Origin of the sequence: Stenotrophomonas mexicanensis, assembly GCF_032911605.1 — a bacterium.
Lineage (GTDB): Bacteria > Pseudomonadota > Gammaproteobacteria > Xanthomonadales > Xanthomonadaceae > Stenotrophomonas > Stenotrophomonas maltophilia_A.
Window position 1 is genome coordinate 23657 of record NZ_JAWJTG010000024.1, and the last position, 24834, is coordinate 48490.

The following is a 24834-nucleotide window of genomic DNA, read 5'->3' on the forward strand; positions in this document are numbered from 1 at the left end:
TTCCTCCATCGAAACCCCATCATCGCCACGCACACTGGGTTCTTCAGAACCTATCAGCCGCCCGCGCGGCATTGTGCACAGCAATGAGAACCTTCAGGACTCCGGTCGCGTTGATCGCGGCCCTCGCCCTGGCCATGACGGCCTGCTCCACCCCCGAAGCCACGCCCGAAGCCGCACCCCGCGTGAGCGTGGTTACCGTCGGCCCGCAGGTGGTGCAGCGTGACGACGAACTGCCTGGCCGCGTGGCTGCCGTGCGCACCGCGCAGATCCGAGCGCAGGTGGGTGGCATCGTGCAGCGCCGGCTGTTTGACCAGGGCGCGGAAGTAGACGCCGGCCAGGCCCTGTTCCAGATCGATCCGGCGGCCTTCCGTGCCGATGTCGATTCGGCACTGGCCGCGCTGCAGCGCAGCGAGGCCGCCCTGGGCCGCAGTCGCGTGCAGTCGCAGCGCCTGCATGCACTGGCCGCGGCACAGGCCGTCAGCCAGCAGCATCGCGACGATGCCAGTGCCGAGTACGAACAGGCCCGTGCCGCGGTGAATGAAGCGCGCGCGATCCTGGCCCGTCGCCAGCTCGACCTGCGCTATGCCACGGTCAGCGCGCCGATTGCCGGCCGCATCGATCAGGCGCTGGTGACCGAAGGCGCACTGGTCGGCGTGGCCGATGCCGAGCCGATGGCGGTGGTACAGCAGATCGACCAGGTCTACGTCGATGTGCGCCAGCCGGCGGCCCAGCTGGAATCGCTGCAGCGCAGTGCTGCCGGTGGTGGCGAGCTGCCGGTGACGATCATCGGTGCCGCCGGCAAGCCGCTGTCCGAGCGTGGCCAGATGCTGTTCTCCGGCATCAACGTCGATGCGCGTACCGGTGATGTGATCCTCCGCATCCTGGTCGACAACCCGCAGCGCCAGCTGCTGCCCGGCATGTATGTGCGCGCGAAAGTGCCGCGGGGTGCGCCGGCCAGTGCGCTGACCGTGCCGCAGCAGGCCGTGCTGCGCAGCGCCGGTGGCCAGGCTTATGCCTGGGTGATCGGTGGCGATGGCAAGGCGGTGATCCGTACGCTGGAGGTCGACGGCAGCGTTGATCGCCAGTGGCTGGTGCGCACCGGTCTGAAGGCGGGCGAAAAGGTGGTGGTCGAGGGCCAGGAACGCCTGCAGGAAGGCGTGGTGGTCGATGCGCGCGATTGGCAGGTGCCGGTCGCCAGCGCCGGCGCGGTGCAGGCCGGCAGCAAGGGCTGAGCCTTTCCCGGGCCAGCCCCTCCAGGAAAATCCAACATGGCACGTTTTTTCATCGATCGCCCGGTGTTCGCCTGGGTGCTGGCGATCTTCATCATCCTGGCCGGCGTACTGGCGATTCCGCGCTTGGCCGTGGAGCGCTATCCGGCGGTCGCGCCGCCCAGTGTCAGCATCTATGCCAGCTACCCGGGTGCCAGCCCGCAGACGCTGAATGATGCGGTGGTCGGGCTGATCGAGCGCGAGCTGTCCAGCGTCAAGCACCTGCTGTACTTCGAATCGTCGGTGGACACCTCCGGCGAAGCCTCGATCACTGCGACCTTCAAGCCCGGTACCAACCCGGAGCTGGCGCAGGTGGACGTGCAGAACCGGATCAAGGCGATCGAGCCGCGCCTGCCGCGCAGCGTGCGCCAGAACGGCCTGTTCGTGGAGGCCGCCGATTCCGGCTTCCTGATGCTGGTCGGCCTGCGTTCGCCGGATGCCAGCGTCAGCGAAGCCGCGCTGGGCGATTTCATGGCGCGCAACATCATCGAAGAGCTGCGCCGCATCGATGGCGTCGGCCGCGTGCAGCTGTTCGGTGCCGAACAGGCGATGCGCGTTTGGCTGGACCCGACCCGGTTGACCGGCTACGGCCTGACCATGGGCGATGTGGCCACCGCCATCGAGCAGCAGAACCTGGAGATCTCGCCGGGACGCATCGGTGATTCGCCGGGTGTTCCGGGCCAGCGCATCACCGTGCCGCTCAGCGCCGATGGGCAGCTGTCCACGCCGGAGCAGTTCGCAGCCATCGTGCTGCGCGCCGGGGCAGACGGTTCACGGGTGGTGCTGGGCGATGTCGCCCGCGTCGAACTGGGCGCGCAGAGCTATGCGTGGGGCACCCGCGAGGATGGCCACCCAGCGACCGCCGCCGGCGTGCAGTTGCGTCCTGGCGCGAACGCAGTGCGCACCGCGTCGGCGGTACGCGAGCGCATGGCCGAACTGGCGCCGCTGCTGCCGCGCGGCGTGGAGTCGAGCATTCCGTTCGACACCGCACCGTTCGTGAAGATCTCGATCCAGAAGGTGGTGCAGACGCTGCTGGAGGCCATGCTGCTGGTGTTCGCGGTGATGTACCTGTTCCTGCAGAACTGGCGCTACACGCTGATTCCGGCGCTGGTCGCACCGATCGCGCTGCTCGGCACCTTCGCGGTGATGCTGGCACTGGGCTTCTCGATCAACGTGCTGACCATGTTCGGCATGGTGCTGGCGATCGGCATCATCGTCGACGACGCCATCGTGGTGGTCGAGGGCGTGGAACGGATCATGGCCGAGGAAGGACTGCCGCCGCGCGAGGCCACCATCAAGGCGATGCGTGAGCTGACCGGTGCGGTGATCGGCATCACCCTGGTGCTGACCGCCGTGTTCATTCCGATGGCGTTGGCCAGCGGCTCGGTGGGCGCGATCTACCGCCAGTTCACCGTGGCGATGGCGGTGTCGATCCTGTTCTCGGCGCTGCTGGCATTGAGCCTGACGCCGGCGCTGTGCGCGACCCTGCTGCGCCCGAATACCCATGGACACCATGGTCGTGTCGGGCTGTTCGGTGCCTTCAATCGTGGCTTCGAGAAGATGACCGGGCGCTACCAGCGTGGCGTGGCCTCGGTGCTGCAGCGCAGTGGGCGGGTGATGGGCGTGTTCGCCGCACTGGTGGTGGCGCTGCTGCTGGGCCTGCACTGGTTGCCGGGCGCATTCCTGCCGGAAGAAGACCAGGGCTATTTCATGACTTCGATCCAGTTGCCGGCCGAAGCCACCGCCGAGCGCACGCTGGCCGTGGTCGAAGCCTACGAGCGGCATGTGGCGTCACGCCCGGGCATCGGCTCCAACCAGTCGATCCTCGGCTACAGCTTCTCCGGTTCCGGCCCGAGCGCGGCGCTGACCTACACCATGCTCAAGGACTGGGGCGAGCGCGCAGGCGCCACCGCGGCCGGCGAGGTGGATGCCGCGCAGAAGGCGATGTCCACGATTGCCGAGGGCGAGGTGATGAGCGTGATGCCGCCGGCGATCGACAGCCTGGGCCGTTCGTCCGGGTTCTCGCTCGCCCTGCAGGCGCGTACTGGGCAGAGCCAGGCCGAACTACGCGCGGCCCTGCAGCAGCTGCTGAAGCTGGCCGAGGCCAGCCCGCTGCTGTCCGAGGTGCATGCCGATGGCCTGCCGGCCGGCACCAGCGTGCGGCTGGACATCGACCGGGCCAAGGCCGAGGCGATGGGCGTGGGCTTCGAACACATCAGCAGCACGCTGTCGGCTGCGATGGGCTCGCAGTACGTCAATGACTTCCCCAACAAGGGCCGGTTGCAGCAGGTGATCCTGCAGGCAGACGCCTCGCACCGGATGGAACTGGAGGACGTGCTGAAGCTGTACGTGCGGAACAGCGAGGGCGGCATGGTGGCGCTGTCCGAACTGGTGACCCCGCACTGGACCGAGGCGCCGCTGCAGCTGCAGCGCTATCTCGGCTTCCCGGCGCTGAATCTGTCCGGCGCCCCGGCCTCCGGCGTGTCGACCGGCCAGGCGATGGCGGAGATGGAGCGGTTGGCGGAGAAGCTGCCGTCTGGCTTCGCCCTGCAATGGACCAGCCAGTCGCTGCAGGAGCGCGAATCCGGTGCGCAGGCGCCGTGGCTGTTGCTGCTGTCGATGCTGGTGGTGTTCCTGGTGCTGGCGGCGCTGTACGAGAGCTGGTCGATTCCGCTGGCGGTGATGCTGGTGGTGCCCTTGGGGCTGCTCGGTGCGGTCGCGGCCGTGTTGTTGCGCGGCATGCCCAACGACGTGTTCTTCAAGGTCGGCATGATCACGGTGATCGGGCTGTCGGCGAAGAACGCGATCCTCATCGTCGAGTTCGCACGCCAGCTGCAGCAGCAGGGCCGTGGCCTGGTCGAAGCGGCCTTGGAGGCGGCACGGCTGCGCCTGCGGCCGATCGTGATGACCTCGCTGGCGTTTGCGCTGGGCGTGGTGCCGCTGATGCTGGCACAGGGCGCGTCGAAGGAAACCCAGCAGGCGATTGGAACCGGTGTGTTCGGCGGCATGGTCAGTGCGACCGTGCTGGCGGTGTTCTTCGTACCGGTCTTCTATGTAGTGGTGCAGGGCGCGCGACAGTGGATCGCGCAACGCCTGCGCAGGCGCCGGCCGATGCCGGAAGGATCCGTGGATGGAACGGGACATCGTTGAAGACCTGCATGAGCGGCAGCTGGCAGCGCTGGAACAGCGCCTGCGGCAGGCATTGCTGGATGACGACCACGATGCGCTGACCGCGCTGGTATCGCCGGCCTTGTTCATGATGGATGGGCAGGGCGGGCGCATGCTCGATCTGCCCTGGCTGGGCGACTGGCTGGCCGGGAACCTGCGGGTGAGCAGCCTGCAATCGTACGCGGTGGAAACGCTGCTGTGCGGACGCCTGGCATTGTTGTCCAGTGACGTGCGCTTGTCGGTGCGCGGGCAGGGTCAGGAGCGCGAGCTGAAACTGCGCCTGCTGCGGGTCTGGACCTGCAGTTCCGGCGACAGTGGCGCACAGCTGCTGTCGATGGCGGTGCTGGCCGCGTGAGTGCGGTCAGGCCGCTTTCAGGCCCCGCTCACCGGCAGGTGGTAGGGTCGAAGATCTCTGTAGTGTCGACAAGGAGTCGAGCCATGCGTGTAGTCCCCAGTCTGTTGGCAGCCTCCCTCGGGTTGGTCCTGGCCGCGTGCCAGCCGGCACAGCCACCCGCTGCGGGCGGCACTGATGCCGCGCCGCCGGCCGCGCCCGAACCGGCTGCCAGCACCGGCGCCGGTACCGGCAGCGAGACCATGTACCGGTGTGGTGATCTGAACGTGCGCGCGACCTTCAATGGCGAGGATGCGGCGACGGTAGTGATCGGCGAACGTACCTTCGCCATGACCTCCGAGCGTGCGGCGTCGGGCGCGAAGTATGGCGATGGCCAGGGCAACAGCTTCTGGACCAAGGGCAGCGATGACGGCCTGTTGAGCCTGAAGGGCGAGGCCGATCGCGAGTGCCATGCGGTCGAAGCCACCGAAGGCGATGGCAGCGCCGGCAATGCCGCGTTCCGTGCCACCGGCAATGAACCCGGCTGGCTTGCAGTCGTTGACGGCGGTGCGCCGGGCCTGCAGGTGGAAGTCGATTACGGCGAGCGCCGCTTCGATGTGGCCAAGCCCACCGAGGGGGCCGACGGATGGAGTGGCAAGGCATCCGACGGTACCGACGTCAAGCTCAGCTTCCAGCGCACCACCTGCCAGGACGACATGAGTGGTGAGGCGTTCGAGGCCAAGGTGAACCTGACCATCGGCACCCGCCAGTACCACGGCTGCGGCAATTTCGGCGCGAAGTAACGCCCGATTCCGCGGATCGGTGACGCCGGGCCATGCCCGGCGTGCATCGATCAGCCCCCGCAGGGCTTCAGGTCGAGATCGAAGTCCAGGTCATAGCGACCGTTGATCCCGATCAGCGCTGCGCGGACAGCGCAGTCACCGCGATGACGCGCGACCAGATCGGTGAAGTTCTTCTCGCGGCCTTCGCAGTATTTGGCGCTGGCCTCTTCCAGTTCACGGCGACGCTCGTCGTCGTACGGCTCTTCGCCGGCGAAATGCTGGCAGGTGTTCTCGCGCGCGAGGAAGGCCTGCACGTCGGCCGGCATCGCGCAGTAGATGCGCACGTCGTCGACGTCATACACATCCTCCGGGACCGGACAGCCTGCGGCTGCACGTACCTTGTCCAGGTCCTCTTCGCCCGAGGGCTGCTCGGTAGCGGGCTCCGCTTCGGCGATGGCCTCCACGGCGGCCGGTGCCTCCACCGCTGGTGCGGCGGTCACGGCCGGTTCGGCTGGCGTGGCGTCGGCAGCATTGTCCGCTGCCTGCGGCGAACATGCCGCAAGCAGGGACAGACAACCGATCAGCGCAAGGCGCTTAGTCGGCACGGCCAGCGAATTCGCCGGTGGCGGTGTTCACCAGCACGCGCTCGCCGTTGACGATGTACTCCGGCACCATGATTTCGATGCCGGTGTTGAGCTTGGCCGGCTTCGGGCGCTTGGTGGCGGTGCCGCCCTTCAGTTCCGGCGGCGTCTCGATCACTTCCAGCACCACCGAGGCCGGCAGCTGGATCGCCACCGGCTGCTCGTCGATCACCTGCACGTAGATGCCGGTCAGGCCGTCGGTGATGTAGCCGGCGTCGTCGCCGATCACGTCCGCGTCCAGGGTGTACGGGGTGTAGTCCTCGTCATCGAGGAACACGAAGGCATCGCCGTCCTTGTACGAATAGGTGGACTGGCGGCGCAGCAGTTCGACTTCGACCAGGTTGTCGTCGGCATCGAAGCTGGCGTCGAGCTTGTTGCCGCCCGGCACGCTGTACATGATGAAGCGGAAGCGGACGTTGCCGCCGCGACCCTGCGGCGAGCTGCGCTCGATGTCGCGGATCTGGTACACGCCGTTGTTGTACTCGACGACGTTGCCCTTCTTGATGTCGTTGGCTTTCATGGTGATCTAGGTCGTTGGGGGAGGGCGCCGTCCCGGCGCCCGGGGGGAATCACTTCGGAGCGAGGCGGGTAGCGCCGTCCAGGCGGATGGTCTCGCCATTGAGGTAGGTGTTGCCGAGGATGAAGCCAACCAGGCTGGCGAAGTCTTCCGGCTTGCCCAGGCGCGACGGGAACGGGATCGACGCGGCCAGCGACTGCTGCACGGCTTCGGGCATGCCGTCGACCATCGGCGTCCAGAACACGCCTGGAGCAATCGTATTGACGCGGATGCCGAAGCGCGACAGTTCGCGCGCCATCGGCAGCGTCATCGACACCACGCCGCCCTTGCTGGCGGCATACGCGGCCTGGCCGATCTGGCCTTCATAGGCGGCGATGCTGGCGGTGTTGATGATCACGCCGCGCTCGCCGTCGGTGCCGGCCTCGTTGTGCTGCATGCGGTTGGCCGCGGCCTTGGCGACGTTGAAGCTACCGACCAGGTTGACCATCACCGTGCCCTGGAAGCCGGCCAGCGGCATCGGGCCTTCCTTGCCCAGCACGCGGCCGGCGCCGAGGATGCCGGCGCAGTTCATCGCCACGTTCAGGCCACCGAGGAAATCGTGGGCCTGGTCGATGGCTGCCGAGACGGCCGCTTCATCGCTGACGTTGACGTTGAAATAGCGGGCCTTGTCGGTACCCAGATCGGCAACGGCGGAGGCGCCCTTGTCGTCGTTGAGGTCGAACAGGGCCACCTTGCCGCCCTGGGCGACGAGGTGCTGGGCCACGGCCAGGCCGAGGCCGGAAACGCCGCCAGTGATCACGGCACGTACGGAAGACAGCTGCATTGAACGGTCCTGCAGGTTCGAGAACCGCCGATTCTAACGGAAGCCGCGGCCGCCGCTGTTGTGCACTGCGCCGCCTTTGCAGGGCGTCGCAGTGCAACGGTCAGCCGGCGGCGGCCAGTGCCTGACCGGTGCGGCTGGCAGTGGCGCGGCCGAGCAGACCGGCCAGCCAGCGGCCGGTCTCGGCCAGTGCCGGCAGGTCCACGCCGCTGTCCAGGCCCAGGCCCTGCAGCAGGTAGACCACATCCTCGCTGGCGACGTTGCCGCTGGCGCCCTTGGCATACGGGCAGCCACCGGCGCCGGACACCGCGCTGTCGACCACGCGCACGCCTTCTTCCAGGCAGGTGGCGATGTTGGCAATGGCCTGGCCGTAGGTGTCGTGGAAGTGCACGGCCAGTGCCGCCATTGGAATCTCGGCGGCAACCGCCTGCAGCATCGCCCGTGCCTTGCGCGGGGTGCCGACGCCGATGGTGTCGCCCAGCGAGATTTCGTAACAGCCCATCTGGTGCAGGGCACGCGCCACCCGCACCACGTCGGCCAGTGGCACCTCGCCCTGGTAGGGGCAGCCGAGCACGGTAGAGACATAGCCGCGCACGCGCACGCCATCGGCGGCGGCGCGGCGCAGGATCGGCTCGAACCGGGCCAGCGATTCGTCGATGCCGGCATTGGTGTTGGTGCGGTTGAACGCCTCGGACGCTGCGGTGAACACCGCCACTTCCTCCACGCCCACCGCGCGGGCGCGGTCGTAGCCCTGTTCGTTCGGTACCAGCACCGGGTAGTGGATGCCGGGCCGGCGCTGGATGCCGGCATAGACCTCGGCGGCGTCGGCCAGCTGCGGGATCCACTTCGGGCTGACGAAGCTGGTCGCCTCGATGCTGCGCAGACCGGTGGCCGACAGGCGGTTGATCAGTTCGATCTTGTCGGCGGTGGACACCGACTGCTTTTCGTTCTGCAGGCCGTCACGCGGGCCGACCTCGACGATGCGGACGTAGTCGCTCATGCGGCCACCTCGTTGACGGGGCGATGGCAGACCGCCTCGATGTTGTTGCCGTCCGGGTCGAGCACGAAGGCGCCGTAGTAGTCGGGGTGGTACCACGGGCGCAGGCCCGGAGCGCCGTTGTCGCGGCCGCCGGCGGCGAGGGCGGCGGCATGGAAGGCGTCCACCTGGGCGCGGCTGGCGCAGGCGAAGGCCACATGCACGCCGTGGCTGGCGGTACCGCCATTGCCGAGCCAGAAGAACGGCTTGCCCTCGCTGCCGAAGCCGATGTGGTCGTGCGCGCCGGTCTGTTCGGCGGTCACTTCCATCACCACGCCGATCTGCAGCGGCGCCAGCGCCTGCAGGAAGAAGGTCTTGCTGCGCGCCAGGTCGGCGCTGGTCAAACCAAGATGATCGAGCATGTTCAGGCTTCCGTGACCCAGTGGGGCGCGCGCTTGTCGAGGAAGGCGCTCAGGCCTTCCTGGCCCTCGGCGGACACCCGCAGGCGCGCGATCAGGGCGGCATTATCCCGATCCAGGGCGTCGCGGTCATGGCTGTCGCGGACCTGCCGCACCAGCTGCTTGGCGGTGGACGAGGCGATCGGGCCGGCCTTGTCGAGCAGGGCCAGCTGGCGTTGCACGGCCTCGTCCAGGCGTTCCGGCTCGACCAGCTGGTGGACCAGGCCGATGCGCAGTGCGGTATCGGCATCGAAGTGCTCGCCGGTGGCGAACCAGCGGCGCGCCTGGCGCGGGCCGATGGCCTCGATCACGTAGGGAGAGATCACCGCTGGCAGCAGGCCGAGGCGGCTTTCGGTCAGGCCGAATCGCGCCGCGGTGCTGGCGATGGCGATGTCGCAGCAGGCGACCAGGCCGACGCCGCCACCGAAGGCCGCGCCGTGGACCCGGGCCAGGGTTGGCTTGGGCAGCTCGTCCAGGGTGCGCATCAGCCGCGCCAGGGCCAGCGAGTCCTCGCGGTTGTCGGCCTCGCTGGCGGCGGCCATGCCACGCATCCACTGCATGTCGGCGCCGGCCGAGAAGGAGGCGCCGTGGCCGGCCACCACTACCGCGCGCACCGCGTCGTCGCGTCCGGCGGCTTCGAGGGCGGCGGTCAGCCGCGCTATCAAGCCGGCGTCAAAGGCATTGTGCAGCTCGGGCCGGTTCAGCCAGAGGGTGAGGACGGCGCCGCTGCGCTCGATCTGCAAAGCATCGTTCATGGGATTCCAGGGTCACTCCATACCTGTATGGATCATAGCGGGCCATTGGTCATGGGCCATGACGCGACGCGGGAATGTTAGAATCGAGAACCATTTACATCCAGCAGAGAATGCGCTAGATGACGCTGTCCGAACTGCCGCTGCACGCCTCGGCCGTGGTCGAGTCCGTGCAGGACCTCCATGCCAACGATGCCATCGCCCGTCGCCTGCGCGAGCTGGGTTTCGTGAAGGGCGAGGAAGTGCGCCTGGTGGCCAAGGGCCCGGTCGGTGGCGAGCCGCTGCTGGTGCAGGTCGGGTTTACCCGGTTTGCGCTGCGTATCAGTGAAGCCAAGCGCGTCGTGGTCGACGCCAACCGCCAGGAGCGTCGCGCATGACCGCTGCAACTTCTACCGCGCCCCTGCGCATTGCGCTGGTAGGTAACCCCAACAGTGGCAAGACCGCGCTGTTCAACCAGCTGACCGGCAGCCGGCAGAAGGTTGCCAACTACACCGGCGTCACCGTCGAGCGCAAGGAAGGCCGCCTGCGCGCGCCGTCCGGCCGCGAGTTCGCCGTACTCGACCTGCCCGGTGCCTACAGCCTGCACCCGGCCAGCCTGGACGAGGCGATCACCCGTGACCTGTGCCGGGGCTTCTACCCGGGCGAGGCTGCACCGGACGTGCTGCTGTGCGTGATCGACGCCACCAACCTGCGTCTGCACCTGCGCTTCGCGCTGGAACTGCGCGAGCTGGGCAAGCCGATGGTGGTTGCGCTGAACATGGTCGATGCGGCCCAGCGCCGTGGCATCCAGGTGGACGTGGCCGCGCTGGAGCGCGAGCTGGGCGTGCCGGTGGTGGAAACCGTGGCGGTGCGCAAGCAGGGCGCCAAGGCCCTGGTCGAACGCCTTGATGCGATGGTGCCGCACCTGGATGCGCCGGTGCCGGGCCCGGAAGGTGGCATCGACTACCACGCCAAGGTGCGCGAGATCCTGTCGGTGGCCGTGCGCATGCCGGCACGGACCGCCAAAGTCGACGACGCGCTGGACCGCTGGCTGCTGCACCCGGTGTTCGGCCTGATCAGCCTGGCGGTGGTAATGTTCCTGATCTTCCAGGCGGTGTATGCCTGGGCGACACCGTTGATGGACGGCATCGAGGCCGGTTTCGCCTGGCTTGGTGCGTTTGTTGGCAGCGTGCTGCCGGAAGGCCCGTTGGCCAGCCTGCTGACCGACGGCATCATCGCCGGCGTCGGCGGTGTGGTGGTGTTCCTGCCGCAGATCCTGATCCTGTTCTTCTTCATCCTGGTGCTGGAGGAATCCGGCTACCTGCCGCGTGCGGCGTTCCTGCTCGACCGCATGATGGCGGCCGCCGGCCTGTCCGGCCGTTCGTTCATCCCGCTGCTGTCCAGCTTCGCCTGCGCGGTGCCGGGCATCATGTCCACGCGCAGCATCCAGGACCCGCGTGACCGCCTGGCCACGATCCTGGTGGCGCCGCTGATGACCTGTTCCGCACGCCTGCCGGTGTACGCGCTGCTGATCGGTGCGTTCATCCCGCAGAAGACGGTGTGGGGCGTGTTCAACCAGCAGGGCCTGGTGCTGTTCGGCCTGTATGCGGCCGGCATTCTCAGTGCACTGGCGATGTCGTGGATCATGAAGAAGTGGCGCCGCGACAAGAGCGAGCACCCGCTGATGCTGGAGCTGCCGTCGTACCGCCTGCCGCACGTGCGCGACCTGGCGGTCGGCCTGTACGAGCGCGGCATGATCTTCCTCAAGCGTGTCGGCGGCATCATCCTGGCGCTGACCATCCTGCTGTGGGTGCTGCTGTCGTTCCCGGCGGCCCCGGCCGGCGCCACCATGCCGGCCATCGATTACAGCTATGCGGGCCAGATCGGCCATGCGATGGCGGTGTTCTTCGCGCCGCTGGGCTTCAACTGGCAGATCTGCATCGCGCTGATTCCGGGCCTGGCCGCGCGCGAAGTGGCGGTGTCCTCGCTGGCCACCGTGTACGCGCTGTCGGCGGCCGATGACGATGCCGCCAGCCAGGCGCTTACCCCGCTGATCAGCGATGGCTGGTCGCTGGCCACCGCGCTGTCGCTGCTGGTCTGGTACATCTACGCCCCGATGTGCATCTCGACGCTGGCCACCATCAAGCGCGAGACCAATTCGTGGAAGACGATGGCCTTCTCGGCGTTCTACCTGTTTGCTGCGGCCTACGTGGCGGCGCTGATCACCTACCAGGTGACCAAGGCGCTGGGAGGCGGCTGATGGATACCGGCCTGCTGATCCAGTACCTGATCATCGCGGTGGCCGTACTGGTCAGTGCCTGGGTGGTGCTGAAGAAGCAGTTCCCCGGCACCGTGCGCAAGCTGCGCGGGGCGTTTGCGCTGGCCCTGCTGAAGCCGGGCCGCGCCGCCTGGATGCAGGCGCTGGGGCGGAAGATCGCACCGCCGGTGAGCGGAGGCGGTGGCGCCTGTGGCGGTTGCGACAGCTGCGGGCCGACGTCGCCCAAACAGCACTGAATGTGTCTTGGTAGGTGCGAACCTTGGTCCGCACACTCCTGGAGTCCATCCACGCATGGCGTGGATCTGCTAGACCTCTCTGCGGATGAGCGCGCGGAAGTTCCCGTCCTGATTCAATCGCCGCACCGACTCGCGGTTTCCATGGGTTGCCGCGAAGCCCGCCACGTCGGCAAGGGCACCGAGCAGCAGGCATTTCATCCCATCGCGATTGCCGGCCTCCAGCAGATCATCCAGATCCTGCTGGATAAAAGCCCGGCGCAGGCCGGGCGTCTCTTCGATCCGCCAGTCGACATGAGGCGTGGGAATGCTGGAGCGGTATCTGAAGGCGGTTTCAAGGTCGTCAGGCGCGAGGGGATACGCGAGCAGTTCTGGAAAGTAGAGCCCGGCATTCACATAGAAGCCCCGGCTTTCGCTGGCGCGTTGGTGATTGACGACAAGCAGGGCGGCATCCAGCAAGCGGTAGCGGGTCGTCGACGTGCCGGAAAAGCCGGTCTTCCTGGCGCACTTGCTGAAGACAGTCGAGGATTTCATGGGCTTTGCCTGGGCCGTAAAAAGTGCCCACAGCCTTGAGGCGCAGTGCCTGGCGGTCAATTGGCAAACGCGACACATGGAACGTGGCCGGCATTTCATCCACGCATGGCGTGGATCTACCTGGCGCGTGAACCCAGCTCTGCTGCCAGCGCCAGCCACTTGCTGCGTTGTGCTGGGGTACTGCTGCGCACCGCACCGAGACGGCTGACCCGCACCGGGCGGATGCCGCAGAATTCCAGAATGGTGGCGCGGATCTGGGTGATGCCCGGGTCGCGGTAGATCCAGCGGTAGTACCAGGGCGGCGTATCCAGCGTGGTGATCACCCGCGCGCTGCGCCCGGCCAGCAGCCGGTCCCACCACACCGAATCGCGCCGGTAGCGGAAGGCGTACCCCGGCAGCAGCGCGCGATCGAAGAAGCCCTTCAACAACGCCGGCATCGCACCCCACCAGGTGGGATAGACCAGCACCAGGTGATCGCAGGCCTCGATCGCATCGGCGGCGTCCTGCAGATCGGCTTCCAGCGGCTGGATCTGGCGGTAGCCATGGCGCAGCACGGGATCGAACTCAAGGTCGCCCAGTGCGATCAGTCGCACCCGATGACCGGCGTTCTCGGCGGCGGTGGCATAGCGCTGGGCGAGGGCGCCGCACAGGCTGTCGCGGTCGGGATGGCCGAGCAGGATCAGGATGGAACGGGACACGGCAACCTCGGGCAATGGAAAGTGCGCGAGGCTGCGGTCTGCCCCAAGGGCAGAGTCAAGCCTGGGTCGTGCAGCCGCTGGGTTCCAGCACGCAGTCATTGCTGCCGGAGAGCAGCCACTGCTGCAGTTCGTCGCTGACCTGCTGCAGGTCGAGCTCGACCTGCGCCAGCCGTGCCCGCTCGCTGGCAATGCGGCTGCGCTGCTGCTCAAGCAGGGTCAGCACTGCCTGCCAGTCGAGCCGCCCGTGGCGGCCCTGCAGGCGCGAGATTGCCGCCAGCGTGATACCCAGCCCCAGCGCCTGGCGGATCAGCTGCACCCAGGCCACGTCCTGTTCGCTGTAGTCGCGGTAGCGGTTCAGTCGTGGCACCGGCGGCAGCAGGCCGCGCGCCTCGTACAGTCGGATGGCCTTGGCGCTGGCACCGGTCAGGCGGCTGACCTCGGAGATGCGCATCGGCTCAGTCCCGCACCAGTCCGCCATCCACCACCAGGTTCTGGCCGGTCACCGCGCGTGACCACGGGCTGGCGAAGAACAGCGCGGCATCGGCGAATTCGGCCGGGGTGGTGACGCTGCGCAGCGGGGTGTTGGCGGCGATGTAGTCGAATACTGCTTCCGGCGTGGCGGAACTGGCATCGGTGGTGCGCAGCAGGCCGCCGGACAGCATGTTTACGGTGATGCCATGCGGGCCGAGGTCGCCGGCCAGGGTGCGGGTCAGCGACAGCAGTGCGGCCTTGGCGGCGGTGTAGTCGTGGTAGGGCACCACCGGGTTCTGGAACAGGTTGGTGCCGATGTTGATCACGCGGCCGAAGCGGCGGGCCTGCATGCCGGGCAGGGCGGCCTGCACGGTGTTCAGTGCGCCACGCACGCTGCCCTCGAATTGCGCCTGGAAGGCCGGCCAGCCGATTTCCGCGGCGCCGTCGCGGGCATCGCCATTGAACGAGAAAGCGGCCAGCGCGTTGTTGACCACGGTGGTGACACCTTGGCCGAAGTGGGCCAGTGCGTGCTGCAGCATCGCATCGACCTGGGCGCGGTCGGTGACGTCGGCCGGCAGCGCGATCGCCTGTCCGCCCAGCTCAGTGGCCAGCGTACGTGCGGCGGCTTCGCTGCGGTGGTAGTTGATGATGACGCGGGCGCCCTGGGCGGCGAAGGCGCGGGCGATGTGCTTGCCAAGGCCGCGGCCGGCGCCAGTGACCAGCACCAGCTGTTCGCTGATCTGCATGAAGGAGCTGCCATCCATTGCATGAAAGGGCATGCAGCGTAGCAGCGATGGCGCTTGCCGGAGCGGGCGTGCTGCCGCTAGCCTGCAGGCATGAACCAGACTCCCCTGCGATTGCTCATTCACGGTGCCTCCGGGCGCATGGGCCAGGCCCTGCTGCGGCTGGCCGCCGAACATCCCGAAACCCTGCAGATCGTGGCTGCGGTAACCGGCCGTGCGCCGACCCAGCGCGTGGTCGACGGCGTGCCGTTCTTCGGCGCCAGCGAACTGCCTGGTGCGCCGGTGTTCGATGTGGCGATCGACTTCAGCCTGCCGGAGGGCTTCGACCCGATGCTGGCGCTATGCGTGGAGCGGGGTGCGGGCCTGGTCTCGGGCACTACTGGCATCTCCAGCACACAGCGGCAGGCGCTGGAGGCCGCGGCGGCGTCCATCCCGCTGGTCTGGGCGTCGAATTTCAGCCTGGGCGTGGCGGTACTGGACGAGCTGGTCGAGCGCGCGGCGCAGGCGCTGGCCGGCTGGGACTGCGACATCGTCGAATCGCACCACACGCAGAAGAAGGACGCGCCGTCGGGTACCGCGCTGACCCTGGGCGCGGCCGCGCAGCGGGGTGGGGCGGAGCCGCATTACGCCAGCCTGCGTGCCGGTGACATCGTCGGCGAGCATCTGGTGCAGTTCACCGGCCTGGGTGAGCGCATCGAGCTGGTGCACCGGGCCACCAACCGCGACATTTTCGCCCGCGGCGCGCTGTTCGCCGCCCGCCAGCTGCAGGGCCGCGCCCCGGGCAGCTACCGGGTGCGGGACCTGCTGGACGGCCCCCGGTAACGGTCCAGGCCGATGGTAGATGCCAACCTTGGTTGGCAGGCTTTCCGGGAAGCGCCAACCAAGGTTGGCGTCTACCAGGGTCATGGCGGCCCCGCATACGCCGCCGGATTGAAATGAATGCGCAATCGCCTGTTCATGAAGTGCGATAACCGCTGGCGCGAGCGCCCCGGCAGCGCTACAATTCGCACTCGCCGAATCACGAAAGCCGGACCGGTCCCAGACCGCACGTCCGCGCTTTTTTGCAACCGGATTTCCGTGAAGCGCAGGCGTGACTTCGGCAGCCCCCTCGGTAGCCAAAGTGAGATTCCCGTGACCCAAGCCGCAATCCTCGTCCTCGAAGACGGCACCGTATTCGAGGGCGAATCCGTAGGCGCGCCCGGCCTGTCCGTCGGTGAGGTGGTGTTCAACACCGCCATGACCGGCTACCAGGAAGTGCTGACCGACCCGTCCTACGCCCGGCAGATGGTCACGCTGACCTATCCGCATATCGGTAACACCGGCATGACCGACCAGGACAATGAAGCGTCCAAGGTGTGGTCGGCCGGCCTGATCGTGCGCGATGTTCCCCGCCGTCCCAGCAACTGGCGCAGCCAGGTGTCGCTGCAGGACTGGCTGATCCAGCGCGGCGTGGTCGCCATCGCCGGTATCGACACCCGCAAGCTGACCCGCATCCTGCGCGAGAAGGGCGCGCAGAACGGTGCGCTGATGGCCGGTGACATCGACGTGGAAAAGGCACTGGAAGCTGCCCGCAAGTTCCCGGGGCTGAAGGGCATGGATCTGGCCAAGGTCGTCACTACCGAGAAGACCTACACCTGGACCGAGGGCCAGCTGGACCTGGACGCCAACGCCTTCGTCAGCGTGCCGGCGAAGTTCAAGGTCGTGGCCTACGACTTCGGCGTGAAGACCAACATCCTGCGCATGCTGGCCGAGCGCGGCTGCGAAGTGACCGTGGTGCCGGCGCAGACCCCGGCCGCCGAAGTGCTGGCACTGAAGCCGGACGGCGTGTTCCTGTCCAACGGCCCGGGTGACCCGGAACCGTGCGACTACGCCATCGAAGCGATCAAAACCTTCATCGACGTGAAGATCCCAACCTTCGGCATCTGCCTGGGCCACCAGCTGCTGGGCCTGGCCTCGGGCGCGCAGACCATGAAGATGGGCCACGGCCACCACGGTGCCAACCACCCGGTGCAGGACCTGGACAGCGGCCGGGTGATGATCACCTCGCAGAACCACGGCTTCGCGATCGATGAAGCGACCCTGCCGGCGACCCTGCGCGTGACCCACCGCTCGCTGTTCGATGGCACCAACCAGGGTGTCGCCCGCACCGACGTGCCGGCGTTCTCGTTCCAGGGCCACCCGGAAGCGTCGCCGGGCCCGACCGATGTCGGTCCGCTGTTCGACCGCTTCGTGGTGCTGATGGAGCAGGCCAAGGCGTGATCAGTACGCCGCCGGCCCCCCGGTGGCGTCGCGATGGACCGTAAACCCCGCAACGCTGCTGCCGCTGGCGCGGCGCTGCGGATCAAGATTCCTGATCGACAGCGTGCGATCACCCCCCTTGTCACGCTGTACTGACTTAGAGAAGAAAATGCCCAAGCGCACTGACCTCAAGACCATCCTCATCATCGGTGCTGGCCCGATCGTCATCGGCCAGGCCTGCGAGTTCGACTACTCCGGCGCCCAGGCCTGCAAGGCCCTGCGTGACGAGGGTTACCGCGTGGTGCTGGTCAACAGCAACCCGGCCACGATCATGACCGACCCGGAGATGGCCGACGCCGTCTACATCGAGCCGATCAACTGGCAGACGGTCGAGAAGATCATCGCCAAGGAAAAGCCCGATGCACTGCTGCCGACCATGGGTGGCCAGACCGCGCTGAACTGCGCGCTGGACCTGGCCGACAACGGCGTGCTGGAGAAGTACAACGTCGAGCTGATCGGCGCCAAACGCGAAGCGATCCGCATGGCCGAAGACCGCGAGCTGTTCCGCGTCGCCATGGGTGAGATCGGCCTGGAATGCCCGACCGCCGCCGTCGCCCACACCCTGGACGAAGCGCTGGAAATCCAGACCCGCGTCGGTTACCCCACCATCATCCGCCCCAGCTTCACCCTGGGCGGCAGCGGTGGCGGCATCGCCTACAACCGCGAAGAGCTGGTCGAGATCGTCAGCCGCGGCCTGGAACTGTCGCCGACCACCGAAGTGCTGGTGGAAGAGTCGGTGCTGGGCTGGAAGGAGTTCGAGATGGAAGTGGTCCGCGATACGGCGGATAACTGCATCATCGTCTGCTCGATCGAGAACCTGGACCCGATGGGCGTGCACACCGGTGACTCGATCACCGTGGCGCCGGCGCAGACCCTGACCGACAAGGAATACCAGCGCCTGCGCGATGCCTCCATCGCCGTGCTGCGCAAGATCGGCGTCGATACCGGTGGCTCGAACGTGCAGTTCGGCATCAACCCGAAGACCGGCCGCGTGGTCGTCATCGAGATGAACCCGCGCGTGTCGCGTTCCTCGGCGCTGGCCTCCAAGGCCACCGGCTTCCCGATCGCCAAGGTCGCCGCCAAGCTGGCCGTGGGTTACACCTTGGACGAACTGAAGAACGAAATCACCGGTGGCCTGACCCCGGCCTCGTTCGAGCCGTCGATCGACTACGTCGTCACCAAGATCCCGCGTTTCGCCTTCGAGAAGTTCCCGGCCGCCGATGCCCGCCTGACCACCCAGATGAAGTCGGTGGGCGAGGTGATGGCAATGGGCCGTACCTTCCAGGAGTCGGTGCAGAAGGCGCTGCGTGGCCTGGAAACCGGCAAGGTCGGCTTCGACCCGACCGGCCTGGACCTGAGCAATGAAGAAGACCTGCAGACCCTGCGCCGCGAGCTGAAGGCCCCGGGCCCGGAGCGCCTGTTCTTCGTCGCCGATGCGTTCCGCGCCGGCATGAGCGTGGAAGAGATCTACGCGCTGTCGTTCATCGATCACTGGTTCCTGGACCAGATCGAGGAAATCATCGCGGCCGAAGCCGAAGTCGCTGCCGGTGGCATCGACGCGCTGGACGCCGCCCGCCTGCGCAAGCTGAAGCGCGCTGGCTTCTCCGACGCACGCCTGGCGCAGCTGACTGGTACCAACGAAGCCGCCATCCGCGCGCTGCGTCGTGCGCACAAGGTGCGCCCGGTCTACAAGCGCGTGGATTCCTGCGCCGGTGAGTTCTCCACCGGCACCGCCTACCTGTACTCGACCTACGAGGACGAGTGCGAGGCCGAGCCGAGCAACCGCGACAAGATCATGATCCTGGGTGGTGGCCCGAACCGCATCGGCCAGGGCATCGAGTTCGACTACTGCTGCGTGCACGCGGCACTGGCGCTGCGCGAGGATGGCTATGAAACCATCATGGTCAACTGCAACCCGGAAACCGTGTCGACCGACTACGACACCTCCGACCGCCTGTACTTCGAACCGCTGACCCTGGAAGACGTGCTGGAAATCGTCGAACTGGAACAGCCGAAGGGCGTGATCGTGCAGTACGGCGGCCAGACCCCGCTGAAGCTGGCGCGCGCGCTGGAAGCCAACGGCGTGCCGGTGATCGGCACCAGCCCGGACTCCATCGACCTGGCCGAAGACCGTGAGCGCTTCCAGCAGCTGGTCGACAAGCTGGGCCTGAAGCAGCCGCCGAACCGCATCGCCCGCAACGACCAGGAAGCCCTGCTGCTGGCCCGCGAGATCGGCTACCCGCTGGTGGTGCGCCCGAGCTACGTACTGGGCGGCCGTGCGATGGAAATCGTCTACGGCGAAGCCGACCTGGCCCGCTACGTGCGCGACGCAGTGAAGGTGTCCAACGATTCGCCGGTGCTGCTGGACCGCTTCCTCGACAACGCCGTGGAGTGCGACGTCGACATCATTGCCGATGCCCAGGGCAACGTCCTGATCGGCGGCGTGATGGAGCACATCGAAGAAGCCGGCGTGCACTCGGGCGATTCCTCGTGCTCGCTGCCGCCGTACTCGCTGTCGGCTGAAACCCAGGCCGAGCTGCGTCGCCAGGTGGTGGAACTGGCCAAGGCCCTGAACGTGGTCGGCCTGATGAACACCCAGTTCGCGATCCAGACCAGCGATGAAGGTGCCGACACCATCTACCTGCTGGAAGTGAACCCGCGTGCCTCGCGCACCGTGCCGTTCGTGTCCAAGGCCACCGGCATGCCGCTGGCCAAGATCGCCGCCCGCTGCATGGCCGGCAAAACGCTGGCCGAGCAGGGCGCGACCAAGGAAATCGTGCCGGACTACTACTCGGTGAAGGAAGCGATCTTCCCGTTCGCCAAGTTCCAGGGCGTCGACCCGATCCTCGGGCCGGAAATGCGCTCTACCGGTGAGGTGATGGGCGTCGGCCGCACCTTCAACGCCGCCTTCGCGCGTGCGCAGGAAGCCGGTGGCATCAAGGCGCCGCCGGTCGGCAAGGCCTTCGTCTCGGTCCGCGATCCGGACAAGAAGCGCGTGCTGCCGGTGGCCAAGGCACTGCTGGCGCGTGGCTACAGCCTGGTCGCCACCCGTGGCACCGCCGCGTGGCTGCAGCAGCACGGCATGGACTGCGAGATCATCAACAAGGTGGTCGAAGGCCGTCCGCACATCGTCGACTCGATCAAGAACGGCGAGATCGTCTACATCGTCAACACGACCGAAGGTCGTTCGGCGATCAACGACTCGTTCTCGATCCGTCGCGAGGCGCTGCAGCATCGCGTCACCTACTCGACCACCATTGCCGGCGCCAAGGCGCTGGTGGATTCACTGGAATTCCGCGGCACCGGCCCCGTCTGGTCGCTGCAGGAGCTGCACAAGGAGTTGAATGCATGAGAGCCCCCATCACGATGAAGGGCGCGCAGAAGCTGCGCGACGAACTGGATCACCTGAAGTCGGTCAAGCGCCCGAAGGTGATCGCTGCGATCGCCGAAGCGCGTGAGCATGGCGACCTGAAGGAGAACGCTGAGTACCACGCCGCGCGCGAGGAGCAGGGCTTCATCGAAGGCCGCATCAAGCAGCTGGAAGGCGAGCTGTCGCACGCCGAGATCATCGACGTGAGCAAGCTCAATGCCGGCTCCAAGGTGGTGTTCGGCGCCAGCGTGACTCTGGCCGACGTGGAAACCGACGAAGAGAAGAAGTACCAGATCGTCGGTGACCTGGAAGCGGACATCAAGCTGGGCCTGATCGCCATCTCTTCGCCGGTGGCGCGCGCGATGATCGGCAAGCTGGAAGGCGATTCGATCGTGATCGACGCCCCGGCCGGCCAGCGCGAGTACGAGATCGTCAGCGTCAGCTACGTGGACTGACCCGGTGGCAACGGCGACCCTGCTGTTGCCCGCGCGCAGCCGCTTTGCCGCGGCTGCGCTGCCTGATGACGTGGCGCGTGCCCTGGGCCGCGCCAACGCCTCGCAGTTCGAAGCCGGCGAGCGGGCACAGCTGCAGCGCCATTTCACGGTCGCCGCGCCGCACTGGCCGGTGGCCGCACTGAGCCGCCAGCGTGACGTCGGCGATGCTGCCGGCGCGTGCTGGCTGCGTGCCGATCCGGCCTGCATGGTGCCGGACATGCACGGCGCGCGGATGATGGCCTACGGCGAAACGTTGCGGCCGACCCTGGCCGACTGCCTGGCCCTGCTGCCGGTGCTTCAGCCGTTGTTCGCCGATGCCGGGTTCGTGCTCGACGCACCGGACCCTTCGCGCTGGTACCTGCGGCTTCCGATCGACCTGGCCCTGCCGGACTTCGACAGTCCGGACGAGGTGCTGGGCGATGACCTGTTCTCGCACCTGCCGGAAGGCGAGGGTGGCCGCCGCTGGCGGGCGCTCATGACCGAAGCGCAGGTGCTGCTGCACAACCATTCCTGGAACCAGCAGCGCGCCGCGCAGGGACAACAGCCGATCAATTCGCTGTGGTTCTGGGGTGGCGGCGTGATGCCGGTGTCGGTCAGTACGGCGCATGCGCAGGTGCGCAGTCGTGATGCCCTGCTGCAGGGCCTGGCTCTGGCGGCAGGCGTGGCCGTGGATGGCGAGCAGGCGGTGGATGCACTGGTCGACCTGCGCCAGCTGCGCTCTTTGCAGCAGCTCGGCAATGATGCGATCCGTCCGCTGCTGGCTGCGCTGAAGCGTGGCGAGCTGCAGCGGCTGGTGCTGGATTTCGAGGATGGCCTGCAGTTCCAGCTGGATCGCGGACAGCGCTGGCAGTTCTGGAAGAAGCCGCGGCAGCTTCACGATTGAGCGGGGTCGGATCCGTTTTCCATGGGAAAACGGCTCTGACCCTGGACGTTTGCCGGGGTTGCCGGCCAGCGGCCGGCACTACCGCAGCTGCCGGGCACAATCCCGCCAGCCTCTCCCGCGCGCGGTATCATCCCTCTGTCTTTCGTAGCCGGCGATGCCGATGTCCCTTGCCGCCGATGCCGTGCAGCCCACCTCTGATACGCCGATGATCCGCCGCCGCGATACGGTCGCGCCCGGCAGCTGGCCGGAGGGCACGCTGCCGCTGCTGGCGCGGCTTTACGCCAGTCGTGGCGCAGGCACACCGGAACTGGCGCTGCCGAAGCTGGGCAGCCTGCATGCCCCCGAGCTGCTGACCGGCATCGACGATGCAGTGGGCCTGCTGGTCGAGGCCATCGCCAACGACAAGCGCATCCTGGTGGTCGGCGATTTCGACTGCGATGGTGCTACCGCCTGTGCGGTCGGTGTGCGCGGCCTGCGCATGCTCGGCGCGCAGCATGTTTTCCACGCGGTGCCGAACCGCATGGTGCACGGCTACGGCCTGTCGCCGTCGCTGGTGGAGGAGCTGGCCGAGCTGCAGCCGGACCTGCTGGTCACGGTCGACCACGGCATTGCCTGCCACGCAGGTGTGACTGCGGCCAAGGCGCGTGGCTGGCAGGTGCTGGTCACCGACCATCATCTTCCCGGCCCGCAGCTACCGCCGGCAGATGTCATCGTCGATCCGAATCTGGATGGTGATGCCTTTCCCAGCAAATCGCTGGCCGGTGTCGGCGTGATCTTCTACGTGCTGATGGCGTTGCGCCGGCAGATGCGCGAGGCCGGTGTCTTTGCCGATGGCAAGGGGCCTGACCTGACCACGCTGCTGGACCTGGTGGCGGTCGGCACCGTCGCCGACCTGGTGGCGCTGGATCCGAACAACCGTGCACTGGTCAGCGCGGGCCTGCGCCGGCTGCGCGCGGGGCAGGGCTGTGTCGGCCTGCGTGCGCTGATCGAAGCCAGTGGCCGTGATGCCGCGCGACTGACCGCCACCGATATCGGCTTCGCACTCGGCCCACGCCTGAACGCTGCGGGCCGGCTGGAAGACATGGCGCTGGGCATCGCGCTGCTGCTGACCGAAGACCCGCGCCAGGCGCGCGAGATCGCGCAGACGCTGGAGCAGATCAATTCGGAACGGCGCGCCGTGCAGCAGTCGATGACTGACGACGCCGAGCAGGCGTTGACCCGCGTGGTGCTGGACATGGCCGGCCAGCGCCCGGTGGCGGCCTGCCTGTTCGATGCCGATTGGCACCCGGGCGTGGTCGGCCTGGTCGCATCGAAAATGAAGGACCGCCTGCATCGCCCGGTGATCGCCTTCGCCCCGGCCGAACCCGGTGCCGACACCCTGCGTGGTTCGGCGCGCTCGATTCCCGGCCTGCACATCCGTGACGCACTGGCGCTGGTCGATGCGCGCCACCCGGGACTGATCGAACGTTTCGGTGGGCATGCCATGGCGGCTGGCCTGAGCATGCGGCTGGATCACGTCGATGACTTCAAGACCGCCTTCATCGCCGTGGTGCTGGAGATGCTCGACCCCGCGGCATTGCAGCAGCAGGTTCTCAGCGACGGCGAACTGGCCGCCGACGAGCTGGACCATCGCCACGCCGATGCGTTGCGCCTTGCCGGACCGTGGGGCCAGGGCTTCCCCGAGCCGCTGTTCGACGGCCACTTCGAAGTGGCCAACTGGCGCGTACTGAAGGAGCGCCACCTGAAGCTGGAACTGCGCCTGCCGGGCGTGCCTGGCACGATCAATGCGATCCATTTCGGCGGCTGGCACGGCAACGCACCCGGCCGTCATGTGCATCTGGCCTATCGGCTGGCCTGCGATGACTATCGTGGCGGCAGCGCCATCCAGCTGATCGTCGAGCACTGCCTGCCTGCATGAAAAAAGGGGACGGAGGGGATTAAGTCGCTTGTGCCTTGTTTGCCACTTGCGACTTAATCCCCTCCGTCCCCTTTTTCTGTGGCGTCAGCGGACCTCGCTGACCAGCATCGGCAGATCCCAGGTGCCACCGGGCACGCCCCTGCATAGCCCAGGTGCCACCTCGGACGTCGCGATGAAGTTCGTCCCGTCCCACGTCCAGGTTGCGTGCGACATGCAGTCAGCGAGGCCGCGGCCCTTCTGCGCGGCATTGATCTGGCCGTCGGCGTAGTCGATCGCATCGCTGGTCACCCATTGCGCCTGGAACGGCGCCTGCGGGCGCGCGACCCAATAGCCATCGCCGATGTTGTAGGCCCCGCGCCAACACGGGACCGTGACCAGCACATGCTGCGCGTCCAGGCGCCGGACCTGCAGCGGGGAGTTGCTGAGCGGAACGTCGGCATCAGTTTCCTGCAGGCCTTCGCAGCTGTCGTCCTCCAGCGTGGCACGCAGTGCCGCGCGCAGGGCGGGTGAGACGGCCAGCCGAGCAAACGCAGGATCATCCGGAGTCGAGTCCAGGGTGGCGGCCTTGCGCACAACCGGCACCGGCAGTGCGGCGGGGACGCTGGATTCAGGCGTGCTGCCCTTGCGCATCACGGCGCCGGGCGTACCGAGGCGGCCCTGGTACTCATCGATCTTCAGCAGTGCCGCTGCGGCACCGTTGTCCGACAGCGGCCAGCGATGGCCAGCGCCATCGGTCACGCTGATTCCACCGCCGCGGACCAATGCGGACAGCAGTGCGCTGGTCTGCGCAGCCGTCAAGCTGTGCCTGCCCGCGCTCTTCAAGGGAGCAAGGACACCCAGGTCCTGTTGCTGGATGCGCAGATGCAGCGCGCCCTTGGGCTGGGTCTGGCCTTCTTCCGGCTGCAGCGTCAGGCGGCCCTGGATGGCCTGATCCGGGCCGCTCTTGCGGGTGAGCAGCACACTCAGGGTGCTGTCTTCGTCGGTGGCGTAGCCGGCGGCGCGGCAGGTCAAGGTGTTGTCACAGGCCACGACCCAGTCGTGGTGCTGGAAATACAGACTCTTGGCCGGAGCCGCAGCAAGCGCTGTCAGGGGGCAGGCCAGTGCCAACAGAGTGGCCAGCAGAGGCAATCGCATCGGCATCCTTGCGCGTGTGGGAGCGTAAGGAATGGTGCCTGTGGGTGGGGGCAAAGAAAAGCCGCGCACGGTCCAACCCCATTCCGGC

The 24834-nt window shown here is 67.4% G+C and carries 24 protein-coding genes; 13 read left to right on the top strand and 11 right to left on the bottom strand.

The genetic code is table 11. The features are described 5' to 3' along the window. Positions 1–83 precede the first annotated feature (83 nt). The 4 genes from R1L06_RS11825 (at position 84) to R1L06_RS11840 (ending at position 5570) form a co-directional block, all read left to right on the top strand. Positions 84–1232, top strand: coding sequence for an efflux RND transporter periplasmic adaptor subunit (locus R1L06_RS11825; RefSeq protein WP_032128781.1), 1149 nt, complete (start codon positions 84–86; stop codon positions 1230–1232). Between the two features lie 36 nt (positions 1233–1268). Then, positions 1269–4418, top strand: coding sequence for a multidrug efflux RND transporter permease subunit (locus R1L06_RS11830; RefSeq protein WP_317217795.1), 3150 nt, complete (start codon positions 1269–1271; stop codon positions 4416–4418). Then, on the top strand, positions 4399–4791 hold the full coding sequence (locus R1L06_RS11835; RefSeq protein WP_032128783.1) for a nuclear transport factor 2 family protein: 393 nt from the start codon (positions 4399–4401) through the stop codon (positions 4789–4791). The genes R1L06_RS11830 and R1L06_RS11835 overlap by 20 nt, the downstream gene beginning before the upstream one ends. 83 nt (positions 4792–4874) lie before the next feature. Then, positions 4875–5570 carry a COG3650 family protein gene (locus R1L06_RS11840; RefSeq protein WP_317217796.1) on the top strand — a complete coding sequence of 232 codons (696 nt, stop codon included), beginning with the start codon at positions 4875–4877 and terminating at the stop codon, positions 5568–5570. A gap of 50 nt (positions 5571–5620) precedes the next feature. Here the strand turns inward: R1L06_RS11840 and R1L06_RS11845 are convergent, their stop codons facing one another. The 6 genes from R1L06_RS11845 to R1L06_RS11870 form a co-directional block, all read right to left on the bottom strand. Next, on the bottom strand, positions 5621–6049 hold the full coding sequence (locus tag R1L06_RS11845; RefSeq protein WP_317217797.1) for a hypothetical protein: 429 nt from the start codon (positions 6047–6049) through the stop codon (positions 5621–5623). Between the two features lie 94 nt (positions 6050–6143). Then, the gene (gene yeiP / locus R1L06_RS11850; RefSeq protein ID WP_005409468.1) at positions 6144–6710 is read right to left on the bottom strand and encodes an elongation factor P-like protein YeiP; all 567 of its coding nucleotides are present in this window, start codon (positions 6708–6710) and stop codon (positions 6144–6146) included. A 49-nt stretch (positions 6711–6759) separates the two neighbouring features. Then, entirely contained in the window at positions 6760–7530 is a 771-nt protein-coding gene (locus R1L06_RS11855) for an SDR family oxidoreductase (protein ID WP_075674580.1), read from the bottom strand. Between the two features lie 100 nt (positions 7531–7630). After that, positions 7631–8527 carry a hydroxymethylglutaryl-CoA lyase gene (locus R1L06_RS11860; RefSeq protein ID WP_008268685.1) on the bottom strand — a complete coding sequence of 299 codons (897 nt, stop codon included), beginning with the start codon at positions 8525–8527 and terminating at the stop codon, positions 7631–7633. Further along, on the bottom strand, positions 8524–8925 hold the full coding sequence (locus tag R1L06_RS11865) for a VOC family protein (RefSeq protein ID WP_317217798.1): 402 nt from the start codon (positions 8923–8925) through the stop codon (positions 8524–8526). The genes R1L06_RS11860 and R1L06_RS11865 overlap by 4 nt, the downstream gene beginning before the upstream one ends. Positions 8926–8927: 2 nt before the next feature. Then, positions 8928–9716, bottom strand: a complete 789-nt coding sequence (locus R1L06_RS11870; RefSeq protein WP_317217799.1) for an enoyl-CoA hydratase/isomerase family protein — start codon at positions 9714–9716, stop codon at positions 8928–8930. 119 nt (positions 9717–9835) lie between these two features. Here R1L06_RS11870 and R1L06_RS11875 point away from each other — a divergent pair, with 119 nt between their 5' ends. Genes R1L06_RS11875 through R1L06_RS11885 form a run of 3 tightly spaced genes read left to right on the top strand, consistent with a single transcriptional unit; the run spans position 9836 to position 12206 of the window. Beyond that, positions 9836–10090 (top strand): FeoA family protein, encoded by a 255-nt coding sequence (locus R1L06_RS11875; RefSeq protein WP_032128790.1) that lies wholly within the window; start codon positions 9836–9838, stop codon positions 10088–10090. Further along, a complete protein-coding gene (gene feoB / locus R1L06_RS11880) occupies positions 10087–11952 on the top strand; it encodes a ferrous iron transporter B (RefSeq protein ID WP_049400127.1) in 1866 nt (621 codons plus the stop codon). Before R1L06_RS11875 ends, feoB begins: the two co-directional genes overlap by 4 nt. Further along, positions 11952–12206, top strand: a complete 255-nt coding sequence (locus tag R1L06_RS11885; RefSeq protein ID WP_317217800.1) for a DUF6587 family protein — start codon at positions 11952–11954, stop codon at positions 12204–12206. Before feoB ends, R1L06_RS11885 begins: the two co-directional genes overlap by 1 nt. A gap of 69 nt (positions 12207–12275) precedes the next feature. On the opposite strand, the gene R1L06_RS11890 is transcribed toward R1L06_RS11885, so the two are convergent. The 4 genes from R1L06_RS11890 to R1L06_RS11905 form a co-directional block, all read right to left on the bottom strand. Further along, positions 12276–12737 carry a DUF4304 domain-containing protein gene (locus R1L06_RS11890; RefSeq protein WP_317217801.1) on the bottom strand — a complete coding sequence of 154 codons (462 nt, stop codon included), beginning with the start codon at positions 12735–12737 and terminating at the stop codon, positions 12276–12278. A 116-nt stretch (positions 12738–12853) separates the two neighbouring features. Next, positions 12854–13435, bottom strand: coding sequence for an NAD(P)H-dependent oxidoreductase (locus tag R1L06_RS11895; RefSeq protein ID WP_134952024.1), 582 nt, complete (start codon positions 13433–13435; stop codon positions 12854–12856). Positions 13436–13490: 55 nt separating this feature from the next. Further along, positions 13491–13886 (bottom strand): MerR family transcriptional regulator, encoded by a 396-nt coding sequence (locus tag R1L06_RS11900; RefSeq protein WP_317217802.1) that lies wholly within the window; start codon positions 13884–13886, stop codon positions 13491–13493. Between the two features lie 4 nt (positions 13887–13890). Beyond that, the gene (locus tag R1L06_RS11905; RefSeq protein WP_428992381.1) at positions 13891–14652 is read right to left on the bottom strand and encodes a 3-oxoacyl-ACP reductase; all 762 of its coding nucleotides are present in this window, start codon (positions 14650–14652) and stop codon (positions 13891–13893) included. 90 nt (positions 14653–14742) lie between these two features. On the opposite strand from R1L06_RS11905, the gene dapB reads away from it, so the two are divergent. From dapB to recJ, 6 genes are all read left to right on the top strand, one after another. Further along, the gene (gene dapB / locus R1L06_RS11910) at positions 14743–15471 is read left to right on the top strand and encodes a 4-hydroxy-tetrahydrodipicolinate reductase (protein ID WP_080291787.1); all 729 of its coding nucleotides are present in this window, start codon (positions 14743–14745) and stop codon (positions 15469–15471) included. Between the two features lie 309 nt (positions 15472–15780). Further along, the gene (gene carA / locus R1L06_RS11915) at positions 15781–16908 is read left to right on the top strand and encodes a glutamine-hydrolyzing carbamoyl-phosphate synthase small subunit (RefSeq protein WP_042358678.1); all 1128 of its coding nucleotides are present in this window, start codon (positions 15781–15783) and stop codon (positions 16906–16908) included. Between the two features lie 148 nt (positions 16909–17056). Then, positions 17057–20299 (top strand): carbamoyl-phosphate synthase large subunit, encoded by a 3243-nt coding sequence (gene carB, locus R1L06_RS11920; RefSeq protein ID WP_317217803.1) that lies wholly within the window; start codon positions 17057–17059, stop codon positions 20297–20299. A gap of 8 nt (positions 20300–20307) precedes the next feature. Then, a complete protein-coding gene (greA, locus tag R1L06_RS11925) occupies positions 20308–20772 on the top strand; it encodes a transcription elongation factor GreA (RefSeq protein WP_026347191.1) in 465 nt (154 codons plus the stop codon). A gap of 4 nt (positions 20773–20776) precedes the next feature. Beyond that, positions 20777–21694 (top strand): phosphoglycerate mutase, encoded by a 918-nt coding sequence (locus R1L06_RS11930; protein ID WP_189719519.1) that lies wholly within the window; start codon positions 20777–20779, stop codon positions 21692–21694. A 160-nt stretch (positions 21695–21854) separates the two neighbouring features. Next, positions 21855–23612: a single-stranded-DNA-specific exonuclease RecJ gene (gene recJ, locus R1L06_RS11935; protein WP_317217804.1), complete on the top strand. Its 1758-nt coding sequence runs from the start codon at positions 21855–21857 to the stop codon at positions 23610–23612. An 84-nt stretch (positions 23613–23696) separates the two neighbouring features. Here the strand turns inward: recJ and R1L06_RS11940 are convergent, their stop codons facing one another. Continuing rightward, positions 23697–24746, bottom strand: a complete 1050-nt coding sequence (locus R1L06_RS11940) for a DUF1176 domain-containing protein (protein ID WP_317217805.1) — start codon at positions 24744–24746, stop codon at positions 23697–23699. Positions 24747–24834 lie beyond the last annotated feature (88 nt).